Below are 14,747 nucleotides of genomic sequence, written 5' to 3'. Positions count from 1 at the left end.
AAAAATAATGGGTCTGTGATCCTACTCATGACAATTTCGTAGTAGTTTTAGGGATATAGGCACGAATTTTTAAACCTCCCCGTTCACTCTTGTTGATAGCTAATGATCCATCATGAGAGTTAATAATTCGCTGTATAATAGACAATCCTAGTCCGCTACCGCTGTTAGTGCGGGCGCTATTTCCTCGAACGAAAGGTTGAAGTAAATTAGGTAAGTCATTCGCTTCAATACCAGGGCCATCATCTTCAACTTGAAACCAAACGTGCTGTGGTTCATCGCCACTGCTTACCTTTATCCAACCATTACCATAGTGTGCGGCGTTGGTGATCATATTTGCTAGAGCGCGCTTGATAGACAGCGGATCGACATTTACTCTCAATTTATCATTTGATAGCTTGGTTTCTATCACCTGTTCATAGCCACTTTCAGCTGCAATCACTTCAGCTAGAATAAAATTAAGATCAGTAGTTTCTGTTAATATTTCTTGTCCGGTGCGGAGGTAATCAATAAATTGTTCAATGATAGCGTTGCATTCTTCGATATCTTTATTGATCGAGTCAGCAAGAGAAGCATCTTGCTGACTCATCATTTCTGTGGCCAATCGGATACGTGTTAAAGGCGTACACAAATCATGGCTAACACCTGCTATCAGTAATGTTCTATCCCCTGATAACAGTTTAACGTTCGCTACCATTTGATTAAAAGCACGGGTAACAGAGCGCACCTCTGATGCACCATATTCGCGTAATGGGGGGGGGATGATTCCTTTTCCTACTTGAAACGCAGCATGCTCCAATTCTACCAGTGGGCGGTTTTGTAGATGGATAAATAACCAGGCTCCACCAACGGCCAGTAATATAATGACCAATGTATAGCGGAAAAGAGGTGAAAAATTACTCTGATGTATCTCAGTTAAGGGTACTCTTATCCAAATATCGGGCGCTAACCAGGTTTTAAGCCAAACCACAGGAGAATTTTTATCAAGTTCAATCCTTACTTCTGTGGAGCCTCTCAATTGTTGAGTCATTTGGTCGCTAAGAAATTGATAGTATTGCGCCCAGCGCAAGCCATTTTCCTCTGCAGCAATATTGGTATAAAGAGAGATGCCTAATTCACGATAAACTTCACGCCGAAAATCCGCTGGAACTTCAATGAGCGTACCATCTTCCAGTTGCAGCCGATCGGTCATGAGCATCCGAATTTCATAGGCTAATACTTTATTAAATTGTTGCAAGCTAGGTAAAATAGCAAAATTCAAGATTACCCAGTAGGTTGTAGCCATGCTAACAAGTAGCAGGATCACAATCAGTAATAAAGTACGTGCAAATGAACTGCGTGGAGAAAAGCACCATCGCTTCATACACTGTTGCCGTCCGGCACAAATACGTAGCCTAATCCCCAAACTGTTTGAAGATAACGTGGGCGTGCAGGCTCAACTTCTATCATACGGCGTAGACGTGAGATTTGTACATCGATCGAACGTTCCATTGCACTGTATTCACGCCCTCGTGCTAAGTTCATTAATTTATCACGAGACAGGGGATCTCGGGGATGACTAACAAGTGCTTTCAATACGGCAAACTCACCACTCGTTAGTGACATGAGATCGTCGTCACGAAACATCTCACGGGTTCCAAGATTAAGCTTGAACTGGCCAAAGCTGATAATGGCTTCTTCTTGTGATGGTGCGCCTGGTAGCTCATTCATTTGGCGGCGCAATACCGCTCGGATGCGAGCTAATAATTCACGAGGGTTAAAAGGTTTTGGCATATAGTCATCGGCACCAATCTCTAAGCCAACGACACGATCCACATCTTCTCCCTTAGCGGTAACCATAATAATGGGTATCGGATTATTTTGATTATGTAAACGCCTACAAATAGATAAACCATCTTCTCCTGGTAGCATTAAATCCAGTACCAGCAAATGAAATGATTCTCGAGCCAGCAAGCGATCCATTTGTTCAGCATTGGCGACACTGCGAACTTGGAAACCTTGCTCAGTCAGATAACGTTCCAAAAGCGCTCGTAGACGCATATCATCATCGATAACTAAGATTTTGTGATTCTCTTGCATTTTGTATGATTCCCAAAACTTATCACTGGTGTTGTATTGTTAGAAAAACCCATCTAACAGACAACTGTTTATACTATATCTCTCAAACTAAATTGTTACAAAAATTGTTTTAATACTGATTAAATCTGAGGATCGAAACATAATACCGACTTTTTAATGCAAAAACGTCAAGTGTTTTGAAAATTAGATTAAAGATTTTGAAAAAATAAATGATTCAGATAAAGTATTATTTGTTTATGGGAGTTTGAAAATCTAAGATCAGATAACTTGCCTAAATAATTAAAATTTACATCGCTTTTAATCGCCCTTAGCACTTATTCTAAATTTTCTTTAGCACGTACAAAAGATTTTGAATAGTTTTTTAGTCATTTTTTCTTATCACTGATAAAAACTAATAGTTGATCCTATGAATAACCCTTTTATCCCTATTATTGCAAACGAAATAAAGGCCAGATCAGAGCAAGTTATCTCCGCGATTCATTTGCTTGATGAAGGTAATACTGTGCCTTTTATTGCTCGATATCGTAAAGAAGTAACGGGTAGTTTGGATGATAGCCAATTACGTCAGTTAGAGCATCGTCTTGGTTATTTACGTGAATTAGAAGAGCGCCGTCAAATCATTTTAAAGTCGATTGAAGAACAAGGTAAGCTTAACACACAACTGGCCTCGAATATTAACCTGGCGATAAGTAAAACTGAATTAGAAGACTTGTATCTGCCCTATAAACCGAAACGTCATACTCGTGGGAAGCTTGCACTTGAAGCGGGTTTAGAACCCTTGGCTGACAGTTTGTGGAGCGATCCTCAACAGCATCCAGAGCAACTTGCTAGTGATTATGTGGATATTGACAAGGGTGTGCTCGATAGTAAAGCAGCGTTGGATGGTGCGCGTTATATTCTGATGGAGCGTTTTGCCCAAGATGCCGGCTTGCTGACAAAGGTACGTCAGTATTTGTGGAAAAACGCACATCTGGTGGCTAAAGTCATTGAGGGTAAAGAGCAAGAAGGCGCTAAATTTCGTGATTATTTCGATCACCATGAGCCGATTGCTAGCGTGCCATCCCATCGTGCTCTGGCAATGCTTAGGGGGCGTAATGAGGGGTGGTTACAATTGGGATTGAATGCTGATCTTCAATCTAGCAGCAAATTAGTTGGGCAAACGGTTAAAATGAGTCGGGGAGAACAAATTATTGTCGACCATCTGAATTTACGTTTGCATAACGCGCCTGCTGATAGTTGGCGTACAGCAGTCGTCAATTGGACTTGGCGGCTTAAAATATTTCCCCATCTAGAAACTGAGTTAATGAATACGGTACGAGAGCGGGCGGAAGAGGAAGCCATCCAGGTATTTGCTCGTAATCTGCAAGATTTATTGATGGCAGCGCCGGCTGGAATGCGCGTTACTATGGGGCTTGATCCTGGTTTACGTACTGGAGTTAAAGTGGCGGTGGTCGATGCTACCGGCAAATTGGTTGCGACTGATACTATCTATCCACACACAGGCCAAGCCGCTAAAGCGGCTGCCAGCGTAGCGGCTTTATGTATTAAATACCAAGTTGAATTGGTCACCATTGGCAACGGCACCGCTTCACGCGAGACAGCACGGTTTTATGACCAATTGCAAAAAGATTACCCAGAGGTCACTGCGCCAAAAGTGATTGTCAGTGAAGCGGGTGCTTCGGTGTATTCGGCGTCAGAGCTAGCGAGCCTTGAATTTCCACATCTTGATGTTGCTATCCGTGGTGCCGTATCTATTGCTCGTCGTTTGCAAGATCCCCTGGCCGAATTAGTCAAAATTGACCCAAAATCTATTGGTGTTGGCCAATATCAGCATGATGTTAGCCAAAGTCAACTTGCTAAAAAACTTGATACTGTGGTAGAGGACTGCGTAAATGCTGTTGGAGTTGATTTAAATACTGCCTCAGTTCCATTGCTGACTCGTGTAGCCGGTCTGACGAAAATGATGGCACAGAATATTGTCAATTGGCGTGATGAGCATGGTCGTTTCCAGAATCGGCAGCAGTTACTGACGGTTAATCGCCTAGGAGCAAAATCCTTTGAGCAGTGTGCTGGTTTTCTTCGTATTAATCATGGCGATAATCCTCTAGACGCTTCAACCGTGCATCCAGAAACCTATCCAGTCGTGCAACATATTTTGGCAGTGACCGAAAAATCGCTACAAGACATTATGGGGAATACCTGTGCTCTGCGTAATTTACATGCTGAAAACTTTATCACTGCCCGATTCGGGGTTCCCACTATCACCGATATTTTGAAAGAGTTAGAAAAACCAGGCCGTGATCCGCGACCTGAATTCAAAACGGTGACTTTTATTGAAGGTGTTGAAACGATTAACGACTTGCTAGTGGGTATGACATTAGAAGGTACTGTGACCAATGTCACTAATTTTGGTGCCTTTGTTGATGTTGGTGTACATCAGGATGGTTTAGTGCACATTTCGTCACTGGCAGATAAATTTGTTGATGATCCCCATAAAATAGTTAAAACCGGTGATGTGGTTAGGGTTAAGGTTGTCACTATCGATTTACAACGCAAGCGTATTGCTTTGACTATGCGGTTAAGTGATTAGCTACTAGAGCCTGTTCGAAATCTTTTGTGTTCGCTGATACTTTAGGACTGTTTGCATAACTTACGGTGTGGTGTGGTGTGAGTTTCTGCGTTGCGCGGTTGCTTGCAATCCTCATATACTCATATGTACAGTATACAGCGGTTGCTGTGCGCCGTGCGCCTTGACTTCACACCCCTCGCGACGGCTCTGCAAACAAGTTTTTCATCAAAAACGAGCTCGAAATGCTCGTTTATGCTATGTAAACTGCGATCTTTCGCCCACTTTTTTCATCAATTGAGCATAGTGCAAAGAAGATTTCGAATAGGCTCTAAGCAGTTCAGCCCGCTAATTTAGTAAGTCAGTAGTCAAGCTTGTGGTGAAAAGAATCTTTCTGGCGGTCATTTTACTATTCGTAAGGTAGGGCGACTGCCCCGTGGTGGTGGTTGCTGGTTATTATTATCTGATAGGCTTTTATCATCCTGCTGCTTCCCATCTTTATTAACGACCAGTGTCAAATTGCTAGATGTTGCTACTGGATTTTCATTATGAGTGCCAGAAATCGTTTTGTGTTCTATATCATAGGCGGCTTCTTTCTCAAAGACTATGCCTTCTCCATCTTCTTTGGCATAGATAGCAAGTACAGCCTTCATCGGCACGATGACATGGTATGGAATATAGTTAAAGCTGGCATTAAAACTTACCTCGTGATTGCCGAGTTGCAAATTTTCCACTGCGTAGGGACCCAAATTCAAAACAATACGTCCATCACAACCTTGTCCTGGAGGAAGCTTTACATTGGGCTCTGTGCTATCAACCAGCAGATAAGGTGTTAATTTACGAACAATCAACTCATCATAAAATGCCCGCAATAAATAAGGCCGACGTGGAGAATTATCTGGTGTTTCCATAGTATTTAACCTGTGACAGTATGAATTTTATGTTCTTCAGGACGCATTTCACGTTCCGCTTCACTCAATGAAGCTAGAAAGCTGGAGCGCTGGAAAACACGGCTCATATAGCCATTTATTTGTTTAGAATCTTCACCGCTTAGTACAATCCCCAGTTTAGGTAAACGCCATAACAAAGGGGCTAATTGACAATCAATTAGGCTAAATTCCTCACTCATAAAATATCTCTTTGGCGTAATTAAAGCGGCACTTGCTAATAATTGTGTATGTAAATCTTTGCGTGCAGAGTCGGCGTCTTGCTCATTTCCTTTTTCAATCTTTTTTAATAAAGAATACCAGTTCTTTTCTATGTGATCCATCATCGAGCGACTGTGAGCACGAGCTACTGGATAAACAGGCATTAACGGTGGATGAGGAAAACGTTCATCTAAATACTCAATAATGATACGTGCTGAATCGAGTGATAGATCTCGATCAAGCAAGGTTGGTACTGAGCAAGAGGTATTGAGTTCCTTCAGTTCTTGTGGCGGATTTGCTGGATCAATAGACTCGATTTCGACACCAACACCTTTCTCTGCCAGTACGATACGTACTTGGTGGCTAAGCATGTCGGTAGAACAGGAAAATAACGTCATCACCGAACGTTTGCTGGCAGCGATAGCCATGAAAACCTCCAAATTAATTTAAAAAAGATAAAAATATTTAATTACTTAAGCCGCAATCTTAAAAATTTCTTACCGTTACACAGTATTGCGAAAAGATTGTTGATTATCATTTTGTAATCACCATGCTGTTATATAAAATTTAACAGAAAAAAATCAATTGATTAAATAATTTAATAAACCTTTTGCGGAAGGTGCAACGAATAGACAGAAACGAGAAGGCAGTTTATCAGATTTTACTAGCCTTGTCGGGCTGTAAGAGTAGTCACATAGTGCGTTTTGTAAGAGCCTGTTCGAAATTTCTTATGTTCGCTGATGCTTCATCAATTGAGCGTTGTTCAAGAAAATTTGGAACAGGCTCTAAGAAATCGATTAAAAACAAGAAAAAACCTGGTATATATCCTTCGTCTTTGAAGCCGCCGTGCTGTTGGCTGCGGGTGTTCGCCGAATCACGCAGTATGTCTATACCTTTTGCCTTTCAAGTTACGGCGGCGTTGGCAGCGATCACTCATCCTCTGTCATGTACTACCTGTATAGCCTTCGCCTTTGAAGCCGCCGCGTTGTTGGCTGCGGGTGCTCGCCGAATCACGTAGTATGTCTACGTTCATCGGTCGCCCGCCCTGGCCGCCTAGCGGCAACTTCAAAGAGGAAGGCTATACACTCCTGGGATTCGATTGATTGCCGCCTTGCCGTAACTTGAAATTCATTGGGTATATGCTCATCGGCCTCACACTCTGGCCGCCAGCGGCAACTTCAAAGACGAAGGGTATACAACCAGGTTTTGCCATTTATCTAAGAGCCTATTCGGGATCTTTTGTGTTCACTAAGAGCCTGTTCGAAATCTCTTGTGCTCGCTAAGACTTTGTCATAAACAGTTAAGAAGTATTTAATGATGTCGTTTAGACTATGTTTTCTTGTCTCATTTTTTATCGCTAAAAAAGATTTCGAATAGGCTCTTATACGGTAAAAATTAACGCTTGGAAAATTGTGGTCGACGACGTGCTTTACGTAAACCTACTTTTTTGCGTTCAACTTTGCGTGAATCACGTGTTACGAAGCCTGCTTTACGTAAGTTAGGGCGTAGTGACTCGTCATATTGCATAAGCGCACGGGTCATACCGTGACGGATAGCACCGGCCTGACCCGAGATACCGCCCCCTTTGACTGTAATGTATAGGTCAAATCTCTCCATCATGTCTAGTAGTTTTAACGGTTGCAGTACGACCATACGAGCCGTTTCGCGCCCGAAGTATTCTTCTAGACTGCGTTGATTAATTAATATTTTACCGCAGCCAGGCTTGATAAAGACGCGCGCGGCAGAACTTTTGCGGCGCCCGGTGCCGTAGTATTGATTTTCAGCCATTGCCATAATAATCCCGATTAAATGTCAAGAACTTGCGGTTGTTGTGCCACATGGTTGTGCTTATCGCCGGCGTAAACTTTAAGTTTACGGTACATTGCGCGCCCCAAGGAACCCTTCGGCAGCATACCTTTAACCGCGTTTTCAATTACACGCTCAGGGTGGCGCGCAATCATTTCTTCAAAGGTGGTTTGTTTTAGTCCACCGATGTAGCCAGTGTAACGGTAATAAATTTTGTCTGTCCGCTTCTTACCTGTTACGGCAATTTTTTCGGCATTCAATACGATAATATAATCACCGGTATCAATATGCGGAGTATACTCCGCCTTATGCTTGCCGCGGAGGCGGTGAGCCAGTTCAGTTGCGAGACGCCCTAACGTTTTACCGCTTGCATCAACAACGTACCAGTCACGTTTTATAGATTCTGGTGTGGCTGTAAAAGTTTTCATTAAGTGCTTACCCAATTCAAAAGTTACATGTTAGTGAAGGCTCAAATTTACAAAAAATTTAAGATTCACAGGATCACTCAATCTAGCAAATCTATCCCTTCGAATAGCCTTGCCAGCGTTTAATATACCCTCCGCCTTTGAAGCTGCCGCGTTTTTGGCTGCGGGCGTTCGCCCGAATCACGTAGTATGTCTACGCTCATCGGTCTCACCCATGGCCGCCTAGCGGCAACTTGAAGGACTGTGGGCTATACCCTTCGCCTTTGAAGCCGCCGCGTTGTTGGCTGCGGGTGTTCGCCGAATCACGTAGTATGTCTACGCTCATCGGTCTCACCCCCTGGCCGCCTAGCGGCAACTTCAAGGGCTGTGGGTATATATTATTTTTGGGAAAAATTTGCTGTAACCTGGGATGCTGTGATTATAGAGAAGTCTACCTTAAAGATCGAACTGTTTTTTAATATGCCCTTCGCCTTTGAAGCCGCCGTGTTGTTGGCTGCGGGTGTTCGCCGAATCACGTAGTCTATCTACGCTCATCGGTCTCACGCCCTGGACGCCTAGCTGCAACTTCAAAGGCGAAGGGTATATTGAGAACATAAATTAAACAGAGGCAAAAAATGGATAAATTTTTGCTGGCATAGCGATTATTTAAGGTAAATGAAGTAATTGTAAATAGGTTTTACTTTGCATTTCTTGCAAACGTGATAAACAGCGTTGATATTCAAATTTAAGTTGTTCTCCTTGGTAAAGCTCGGCCATGGGTACTTGCGCGCTGATAATTAATTTGACTTTACGTTCATAAAATTCATCAATCAGTGCTAAAAAACGCCGCGCGGTGCTTTCATCGGCACCGGATGGATAATCGATGCCCATGGAGCGAACATTGTGTAGTAGTACGGTATTATATTGTTTAGCAAGTACAATGTAATCTAAATGACTGCGGGCTTGTTCACATAAAACGTGAAAATCAACGGCCAGTATTTCTTTGGTTACTCGAATCGTGACTAGAGCTCGGCAATTAATTTGTAACACCGGTGCGATTTCCCCTTCTGTGCCTGCTAAGTTGACAAACATCTGGGTTATGGTTTTTTCTGTTTGCTGATTGAGCGGTGTCAGATATAAGCCCGTTTGCGTTAGTGTACTCAGTCGATAATCAATACCTGCATCGATTTTTATTACATCACAATACTGTTTTATTAAGGTAATCGCAGGGAGAAAACGTGCTCTTTGCAAGCCATTATGATAGAGGTTATCGGGGGGGATGTTGGATGTGGCAACCAAGGTAATTCCTCGTGTAAAGAGCGCTTCCAATGTGGTTGCGAGCAGCATAGCGTCAGTAATATCTGAAACAAAGAATTCATCAAAGCAAAGCACATCAGTTTGTATTTTAAATCTATCGGCGACGATCTCTAATGGATTTTCATTTCCTTGAAGTTCGGCAAGATCTTGATGCACTCTTAACATAAAATGGTGAAAATGGAGCCGTAGCTTACGTTCACTCGGTAAGGCCTGAAAAAACAAGTCCAGCAACCAGGTTTTTCCGCGCCCGACACCGCCCCACATATATAGTCCTTTGACCGGGTTGGTTGGTAGCATCGGTTTTTGTTTACCCAAAAATTGGCGCCAATACCGGCATAGAGTAATACTCTCTTGTGGTAAACTTCGGGGTTGGCTCATCTCTTGATAAACCTCCTCCAGACGAGAGACAGCAGTGCATTGTGCATCATCCGCTTGAAAGCCGTTTTCGTTCAAAGCACGTTGATAAAGTGATGTGAAGGTGTTCGGTTGTATTTTTCTCAAAGATCAGGATTCCTCTTAAGTAAGATTAGGAGTTATAGTAGTCGTTATTTAATTAGACTCCTTGCAAAACCGTCGGGAGTGGGAGGCAGTCAAGGTGCCCGGCGCACAGCAACCGCAGTTACATATAAGTACATGAGGATTGCGAGCACCGTGTAACGCCGAATGCACACCACGCAGTAGCTTATGCAAGAAGTCTATTGATGTTATACCGTTTTAACATAAGGAGTCACTATGACTTGGGAATATGGGTTGATTGGATTAATTGTTGGTATGTTAATTGGTGCACTAGCCATGCGTTTTGGTAACCGTGACTTACGTCAGCAACAAAAATTAAAAAATGAATTGGATAGAAGAAGCATAGATTTTGAAGAATATCGTCAAGAATTGGTTGGCCATTTTGCGCGTAATGCTGAATTGCTTGATAACATGGCGCGTGATTATCGTCAGCTGTATCAGCATATTGCGAAAAATTCGAATAATTTGCTACCAGATTTACCCTTGCAAGACAATTCATTGCATTCTCATAATCGTAATAATGAATCTGATGGCGATAAGCCTCAGGTAAAAGTGCCTCCCCTCGACTATTTCTAACAACATTTATTTATAAACACACGTATTTATAAACCCCCGACTTTCTATTGCAAACGCCTGTTCTAAATCTTCTTGAGCTGCGCTTAATTGATGAAAAAACGGGCGAAAAAGCGCAGTTGCTTTTTTATAGAAACGAGCACAAGAGATGTCGAACAGGCTCTAAGGAAAAGTATTGATGAAAATAGCAAAGCATAGGGTAGTTAGCTTGGTTTACCAAGTTCGTACAGAAGAAAATCGCTTGTTGGAGGAATACGATCTGGACTCGCCATTGCAGTATTTACATGGACAGGATACATTTATTCCCGCACTGGAAAAGGCATTAGAGGGTCGTGAGGTAGAGGAGCGTTTTGAGCTGCATCTTGACGCCGATGACGCTTATGGTTGTCGTGATGAAAATCTGGTTCAACGTGTCGAAAAGGCGCTCTTTGTCGATGATGATGATCCGACATTAGAAGTGGGGATGTGTTTTTTAGTGGACACCGATCAAGGCCAGATGCCAGTAACAATAACAGCAGTAGAAGATCAACATGTGGTGGTCGATGGCAATCACCTATTATCGGGGCAAAATTTACACTTTAACATTGAGGTTGTCGCCATTCGCCAAGCAACCGAGCAGGAGTTACAGCACGGTCATGTTCATTGTGAGCATCACCATCACCACCATCGACAGACTGACAATTGCTGCGCGCGCTGATTTAACATGAAACAAAAGAAAATTAACCACAAAATGTGTCTATTTTTTTCAATCTAGGGAACTTCTTGCCCGCCGGCATATCTTAATATATGCAAGACGCGCATTTGTTATCATCCTTAGGTTATACAGATGTTTTTTTGGCCACATAATAGTGGCCTTTTTTTATTTTAACGGCCTCCTCCATGCAGAGAAAGATACTGAGCAAATGAAAGTGTATCAGTACGCTCTAGTTCATATTGTCTTTGCCATGAGGCTTCCCTTTCATCAGATAGCTGTTTTTCACTCATCACTCGAAAAGATTCATTTTTTAATGTATGCCGATGACGCTCTGCTAACGATAAAGCGAATTCATTCATTCCTTTTTGTTGTATTTCTTGCAGCACACGAGCAGAAAAAGTCAATTTTGGATCATCGAAATAGCTGACCAATTCATCACAAACTTGTTGGTATTCTTGTTGTTGCTTGTGATCGAATAGGCTTGCTATTCGGCGCAGATCATTAAATAGCGCTTTACCGATTTCACTCAGTGGTGCTTCTTTAGTATCACTGTCCCATCCGACAAAAAGGGTTTGTCCTGGTTTACGTCCTGCTAGGATCACGCGCTGCCAATTTTTACCTGTATACACCAACTGATTATTGTTCATTGTCGGGGCATCGGCTAATGCGCACCAAATTAAAAATAAATCTAGAAAACGAACCTGTGTTGCGTCAATTCCTATGGGCGAAAAAGGATTAATATCTAGCGAACGTACTTCAATGTATTCAACCCCGCCACGCAATAAAGCATCAGAGGGGGCTTCACCGGCTTTGCTCACCCTTTTAGGTCGGATGGGCGCATATAACTCATTTTCTGTTTGCAATAGATTAGTATTGAGCTGTAAATAATCCTCTCCTTTTTTTAAACCGAGGGCGGAAAATTCTTTTGAAGGCAGGCAGACAGCCCGTTTTATACTGTCAACATAGCTGGTTAGATCGTTAAAAGAAATGGCTAAATTATGTTGTGATTTATTGCTATAGCCTAAATCGCTTAAACGTAAAGAGGTGGCATAGGGTAAATAACAGCTGCCATTTTTACGTTCAAAAACCAATGAAGTTTTTTTATCGTTGAGGAATGAAGAGCAGATTGCTGGAGATGCGCCAAATAAATAGGGGATCAGCCAACCAAAACGATGGTAATTACGGATCAAACGAAAATATCCGGCGGAAATCTCTGCATTGCTGTTTTTTTCATCGATATAATCGGTTCGGTGTTGCCAAAATGCGGTGGGTAACGAAAAGTTATAGTGAACGCCAGAAATGATTTGCATTAATGCGCCGTAACGGTTTTTTAATCCTGCACGGTATACGTTTTTAAAGCGCCCAAGATTGGAAGCGCCATATTTAGCCGGTTCAATGTTGTGTTGTGTTTGAAGATCACTGGGCATGCTAAGGGGCCAGAATGTTTCCTCTCCCAATTGTCGCGCGCTGTAATGGTGAAGATCGCGTAAAAAATCGAGAAGATGATCGATATTCGTATTCACCGGAGTGATAAACTCCAACATCGCTTCGGCAAAGTCGGTGGTGATCCATTGATGTGTCAGTGCCGCCCCAAGCGATTTGGGATGCTCGGTCATGGCTAAACTGCCATCGGCAGTGATCCTTAATGTTTCCCGCTCAATACCGCGGCGGATCCCTTGTAATACGTTTGGATTGGCTTCCAACCAGGAAAGCATTTGTGATACATCCGGGATCAAATTGACCTCCCGCTCTGAAAAACAATAATGCGCCAGCATACCGAAACTGCGCGACTGTGACTACTAAACTAGCAGTGGGGGAACTTATGTTGATATCGATTGCATGTGCTTTATGGAAACTAGGGTAAAATTACATAAATTATGATTATTTTCTGAAATAGCTTAACGTAATTTTAGTATTTAATACTCAACGACGTTATTAAATGATTGATCTATGCTTTTGATTTGTAGAAATGCTTTAAATTAGAGTTGATTAATGCCACAGCTGAATTTCATAGTAAGAATTAATCGATGATCGATAATGTATTAAAAATTTATAAGGAATAGATGAATATGATTGATCCGTTGAGTCTTGTACCAAATCCACATGTTAGTTCTCAGGCTGGGCATCAGTCAAAAGATCCTTTTTCTTTGGAGTCTCAGGTTACTGGGGTTTCAAATCTACCAGATGGTTCATTACCTGTTATTTCGCCTAAAAAAGATAAAGTGTCGGAAACTTCATGGTGTGATCAACTAATTCAACATATACCAGACAGAATCATGAAGGAAGGCAAGTTCATTAGTGATCATAATATCGGTTTTTTTTCTTTTCTCTTGATTGCAGGACGGTTTAATCCAGGTGCTAATGTTAACATATCCTTTATGATTAGCCTTCTTTTGGCATTTATAGGCCGTGATCTTATTAACACAGAGAATATATTGACGCTTCTTTGTGGATCAGGAAGTGCTTCCACAGATACGCCTTCAAAAGAAGAATTATAAACCTACCCCACCCTGCATCATTTCCGAAAACGAAATGATGCATGTCTCCATCAAGTACCGGTTATTCTCCCTCGCTTTCAATTCATCAAAAAATCTACAACAAAAACCCGGCATCCTGTAATATGCCGCCTAGTTTTTATTTGGCGTTGGCGATAGGCTAAGTTTTAGCCTGACTCAACAAGCAAATCGGGTTTATGAAAAAAAAACATCGGCCATTGTCAACACCCTACTTAGCCTTTAATCGTCTGCAATGGGCTGCGCTGCGCGATTGTGTGCCAATGACGCTAACAGAAGAGGAAATTGTTAAGCTAAAAGGGATTAATGAAAGCTTATCAGTAGAAGAAGTGGCGCAGATTTATCTGCCCTTATCACGTTTGCTGAATTTCTATATTAGCTCTGATTTGCGTCGTCAAATGATACTTAAGCAATTTTTAGGTAATAACAATAGACAAAACATTCCTTATGTTATTGGTATAGCGGGAAGTGTGGCGGTGGGTAAAAGCACTACCGCACGGTTGTTACAAGCGTTATTGAGTCGTTGGCCAGAGCATCGGCAGGTTGAGCTCATAACTACCGACAGTTTTCTTTATCCTAATAGGGTACTTGAAGAACGAGGTTTGATGAAAAAAAAAGGATTCCCGGAATCCTACGATATGCGCAGTTTAGTGAATTTTATTGCGGAAATAAAATCAGGCGCTAGCCAAGTTTGTGCTCCGGTTTATTCACACCTGAAATACGATATTGTACCTAATGAAAAAAAAATCATAGAACAGCCGGATATTCTTATCTTAGAAGGATTAAATGTATTACAAAGCAGCATGGATTATTTGCATGATCCACGTCATGTATTTGTTTCTGATTTTGTTGATTTTTCAATCTATGTTGATGCTCCTGAGAATTTATTGCAAGAATGGTACATCGATCGATTCCTTAAATTTAGAGCGGGGGCGTTTTCTCATCTTAATTCTTACTTTCACCATTATGCCCAACTGTCAGAAACAGAATCACGTTGCATCGCTAGCCAATTATGGAATGAGATAAATGGTTTGAATTTGAAGCAAAATATCTTGCCAACACGTGAACGTGCTAGCCTCATTATGACCAAAAGTGTTAATCATGAGGTGGAGCTTGTTCGGCTGAGAAAGTAGC

General features: G+C 42.0%; 14 protein-coding genes and 1 pseudogene. 5 read left to right on the top strand and 10 right to left on the bottom strand.

Features of this window, described 5'->3' with window-relative positions; translation table 11 throughout:
• Positions 1-25: 25 nt before the first annotated feature.
• Together envZ and ompR are read right to left on the bottom strand one after the other, a co-directional pair.
• Complete coding sequence (gene envZ / locus AACL30_RS08410) at positions 26-1,360, bottom strand: two-component system sensor histidine kinase EnvZ (RefSeq protein WP_339058350.1); 1,335 nt, start codon at positions 1,358-1,360, stop codon at positions 26-28.
• The gene (ompR, locus tag AACL30_RS08405) at positions 1,357-2,076 is read right to left on the bottom strand and encodes a two-component system response regulator OmpR (protein ID WP_339058349.1); all 720 of its coding nucleotides are present in this window, start codon (positions 2,074-2,076) and stop codon (positions 1,357-1,359) included. The genes envZ and ompR overlap by 4 nt, the downstream gene beginning before the upstream one ends.
• A 406-nt stretch (positions 2,077-2,482) precedes the next feature.
• Between ompR and AACL30_RS08400 the strand changes: the two are divergent.
• Positions 2,483-4,663 (top strand): annotated as a pseudogene (locus AACL30_RS08400) (Tex family protein); the annotation flags it as partial.
• Between the two features lie 380 nt (positions 4,664-5,043).
• Here the strand turns inward: AACL30_RS08400 and AACL30_RS08395 are convergent.
• The 7 genes from AACL30_RS08395 to zapE form a co-directional block, all read right to left on the bottom strand.
• Positions 5,044-5,553, bottom strand: coding sequence for a ClpXP protease specificity-enhancing factor SspB (locus AACL30_RS08395; RefSeq protein WP_339058348.1), 510 nt, complete (start codon positions 5,551-5,553; stop codon positions 5,044-5,046).
• Between the two features lie 5 nt (positions 5,554-5,558).
• Complete coding sequence (gene sspA / locus AACL30_RS08390; protein WP_339058347.1) at positions 5,559-6,218, bottom strand: stringent starvation protein SspA; 660 nt, start codon at positions 6,216-6,218, stop codon at positions 5,559-5,561.
• A 515-nt stretch (positions 6,219-6,733) separates the two neighbouring features.
• Complete coding sequence (locus tag AACL30_RS08385; protein WP_339058346.1) at positions 6,734-6,859, bottom strand: hypothetical protein; 126 nt, start codon at positions 6,857-6,859, stop codon at positions 6,734-6,736.
• A gap of 326 nt (positions 6,860-7,185) precedes the next feature.
• Complete coding sequence (gene rpsI / locus AACL30_RS08380) at positions 7,186-7,578, bottom strand: 30S ribosomal protein S9 (RefSeq protein WP_043914944.1); 393 nt, start codon at positions 7,576-7,578, stop codon at positions 7,186-7,188.
• Between the two features lie 17 nt (positions 7,579-7,595).
• A complete protein-coding gene (gene rplM / locus AACL30_RS08375) occupies positions 7,596-8,024 on the bottom strand; it encodes a 50S ribosomal protein L13 (RefSeq protein WP_339058345.1) in 429 nt (142 codons plus the stop codon).
• A gap of 205 nt (positions 8,025-8,229) precedes the next feature.
• Entirely contained in the window at positions 8,230-8,382 is a 153-nt protein-coding gene (locus tag AACL30_RS08370; protein WP_339058344.1) for a hypothetical protein, read from the bottom strand.
• Positions 8,383-8,666: 284 nt separating this feature from the next.
• Positions 8,667-9,809 (bottom strand): cell division protein ZapE, encoded by a 1,143-nt coding sequence (zapE, locus tag AACL30_RS08365; RefSeq protein ID WP_339058428.1) that lies wholly within the window; start codon positions 9,807-9,809, stop codon positions 8,667-8,669.
• A 240-nt stretch (positions 9,810-10,049) separates the two neighbouring features.
• On the opposite strand from zapE, the gene zapG reads away from it, so the two are divergent.
• Together zapG and slyD are read left to right on the top strand one after the other, a co-directional pair.
• A complete protein-coding gene (gene zapG / locus AACL30_RS08360; RefSeq protein ID WP_339058343.1) occupies positions 10,050-10,409 on the top strand; it encodes a Z-ring associated protein ZapG in 360 nt (119 codons plus the stop codon).
• Between the two features lie 175 nt (positions 10,410-10,584).
• On the top strand, positions 10,585-11,103 hold the full coding sequence (gene slyD, locus AACL30_RS08355) for a peptidylprolyl isomerase (RefSeq protein ID WP_339058342.1): 519 nt from the start codon (positions 10,585-10,587) through the stop codon (positions 11,101-11,103).
• Between the two features lie 167 nt (positions 11,104-11,270).
• Here the strand turns inward: slyD and gshA are convergent, their stop codons facing one another.
• On the bottom strand, positions 11,271-12,875 hold the full coding sequence (gene gshA / locus AACL30_RS08350; RefSeq protein ID WP_339058341.1) for a glutamate--cysteine ligase: 1,605 nt from the start codon (positions 12,873-12,875) through the stop codon (positions 11,271-11,273).
• A gap of 288 nt (positions 12,876-13,163) precedes the next feature.
• Here gshA and AACL30_RS08345 point away from each other — a divergent pair, with 288 nt between their 5' ends.
• Both AACL30_RS08345 and coaA read left to right on the top strand, forming a co-directional pair.
• On the top strand, positions 13,164-13,598 hold the full coding sequence (locus tag AACL30_RS08345; protein ID WP_339058340.1) for a hypothetical protein: 435 nt from the start codon (positions 13,164-13,166) through the stop codon (positions 13,596-13,598).
• A gap of 194 nt (positions 13,599-13,792) precedes the next feature.
• The gene (gene coaA, locus AACL30_RS08340; protein ID WP_339058339.1) at positions 13,793-14,746 is read left to right on the top strand and encodes a type I pantothenate kinase; all 954 of its coding nucleotides are present in this window, start codon (positions 13,793-13,795) and stop codon (positions 14,744-14,746) included.
• Position 14,747 lies beyond the last annotated feature (1 nt).

It is taken from the genome of Candidatus Regiella endosymbiont of Tuberolachnus salignus (genome assembly GCF_964020115.1).
GTDB lineage: Bacteria > Pseudomonadota > Gammaproteobacteria > Enterobacterales > Enterobacteriaceae > Regiella > Regiella insecticola.
Note: the sequence above shows the minus strand (reverse complement) of the source record. Positions and strands in the feature narration are given on the sequence as shown.

Excerpts from the sequence above, each read along its gene's own strand:
- envZ (WP_339058350.1), bottom strand. The coding sequence starts at position 1,360 with ATGAAGCGATGGTGCTTTTCTCCACGCAGTTCATTTGCACGTACTTTA.
- ompR (WP_339058349.1), bottom strand. The coding sequence starts at position 2,076 with ATGCAAGAGAATCACAAAATCTTAGTTATCGATGATGATATGCGTCTA.
- AACL30_RS08395 (WP_339058348.1), bottom strand. The coding sequence starts at position 5,553 with ATGGAAACACCAGATAATTCTCCACGTCGGCCTTATTTATTGCGGGCA.
- sspA (WP_339058347.1), bottom strand. The coding sequence starts at position 6,218 with ATGGCTATCGCTGCCAGCAAACGTTCGGTGATGACGTTATTTTCCTGT.
- rpsI (WP_043914944.1), bottom strand. The coding sequence starts at position 7,578 with ATGGCTGAAAATCAATACTACGGCACCGGGCGCCGCAAAAGTTCTGCC.
- rplM (WP_339058345.1), bottom strand. The coding sequence starts at position 8,024 with ATGAAAACTTTTACAGCCACACCAGAATCTATAAAACGTGACTGGTAC.
- zapG (WP_339058343.1), top strand. The coding sequence starts at position 10,050 with ATGACTTGGGAATATGGGTTGATTGGATTAATTGTTGGTATGTTAATT.
- slyD (WP_339058342.1), top strand. The coding sequence starts at position 10,585 with ATGAAAATAGCAAAGCATAGGGTAGTTAGCTTGGTTTACCAAGTTCGT.
- gshA (WP_339058341.1), bottom strand. The coding sequence starts at position 12,875 with ATGCTGGCGCATTATTGTTTTTCAGAGCGGGAGGTCAATTTGATCCCG.
- AACL30_RS08345 (WP_339058340.1), top strand. The coding sequence starts at position 13,164 with ATGAATATGATTGATCCGTTGAGTCTTGTACCAAATCCACATGTTAGT.
- coaA (WP_339058339.1), top strand. The coding sequence starts at position 13,793 with ATGAAAAAAAAACATCGGCCATTGTCAACACCCTACTTAGCCTTTAAT.